Origin of the sequence: Streptomyces sp. MnatMP-M17, from assembly GCF_900091995.1 — a bacterium.
Lineage (GTDB): Bacteria > Actinomycetota > Actinomycetes > Streptomycetales > Streptomycetaceae > Streptomyces.
Genome location: NZ_FMDK01000782.1, coordinates 1 through 1,249, shown reverse-complemented (window position 1 = coordinate 1,249; position 1,249 = coordinate 1). Strand labels below are relative to the sequence as shown.

Genomic DNA, 1,249 nt, shown 5'->3' with positions numbered 1-1,249 from the left:
CGCCGGCACGGTCCTGACGGCCGGCGCCGTGACCGACTCGGTGGCGGCGGGCGCGCGCTTCCTGGTAAGCCCTGGCTGGACGGACACGCTGCTGAACGCGATGCGGGACTCGGGAGTACCGTTCCTGCCCGGCGTCTCGACCGCCTCGGAGGTGGTGGCGCTGCTGGAACGCGAAGTGACCGGGATGAAGTTCTTCCCTGCCGAGGCCGCGGGCGGCACGGCCTATCTCGCCTCACTCGCCGGTCCGCTCCCGCAGGCCCGCTTCTGCCCGACGGGCGGGATCACGGCCGCCAAAGCGGCGTCGTATCTCGCCCTGCCGAACGTGGGCTGCGTCGGCGGTACGTGGATGCTCCCGCCGGACGCGCTCGCGTCGAAGGACTGGGCGCGGGTCGAGTCGCTGGCCCGCGAGGCCTCGGCGCTGCGCACGGCGGTCTGAGTCCGAGGTCCCGCGCTCCCTCTCCGCCTGCCCCTACTGCTCGTTGCCGGTTAGCGCAGATGCGACGTGTCGTTCAGCAGCCGCACCGACGCGTTGCCGTCCGCGTAGTACGCCACCGCCGACAGCGAGGCGGCCGACAGCTCCATCCGGAACAGCGACTCGGGCGGTGCGCCGAGCGCCAGTCTGATCAGCGTCTTCACCGGAGTGACATGGGTGACGAGCAGGACCGTACGCCCGTGGTACCGGTCGAGCAGCCGGTCGCGCGCCGCCCTGACCCGGCGGCCGACCGTTGCGAAGCTCTCGCCGCCGCCCGTCGGCGCGACGGCCGGTGAGGCGAGCCACGCGCTGAGATCGTCCGGGTAGCGCTCCCGTACCTCGGCGAAGCTCAGCCCTTCCCACGCGCCGAAGTCCGTCTCGCGCAGGCCCTCTTCGACCGTGACGTCCAGCCCGAGCCGGGTGGCCACGGTCTCCGCCGTCTCACGGCAGCGCCGGAGCGGCGAGGAGACGATGTCCTGGACGGTGCCGCGCGCGGCCAGCGCGGTGGCGACGGCCTCGGCCTGACGGCGGCCGATCGCGGAGAGTTCGGGATCGCTGCCGCCACTGCCCGAGAAGCGCTTCTCGGGCGTGAGAGCGGTCTCGCCGTGCCGCAGCAGGACGAAGGTGGCGGGAACACCGAGATCGGCGGAGGCGCCCCAGCCGACCGTCGGGGACTGGAGCTTGGCCGCAGCGGCACCGGAGATGCCCCCGGAAGTCTTCAGGTTCGCCGCCGTGAGCGGCTCATCGGCAGGCTCCTCGGGTGCCAGGGCCGCCGCC

General features: G+C 73.3%; 2 protein-coding genes. One reads left to right on the top strand and one right to left on the bottom strand.

Features of this window, described 5'->3' with window-relative positions:
* On the top strand, positions 1-436 hold a 436-nt coding region (gene eda / locus GA0115259_RS30425), incomplete at its 5' end, for a bifunctional 4-hydroxy-2-oxoglutarate aldolase/2-dehydro-3-deoxy-phosphogluconate aldolase (protein ID WP_093602963.1).
* Positions 437-486: 50 nt separating this feature from the next.
* Here the strand turns inward: eda and GA0115259_RS30420 are convergent.
* Positions 487-1,249: histidine phosphatase family protein (locus GA0115259_RS30420; RefSeq protein ID WP_176732706.1), on the bottom strand; the 763-nt coding region annotated here is incomplete at its 5' end.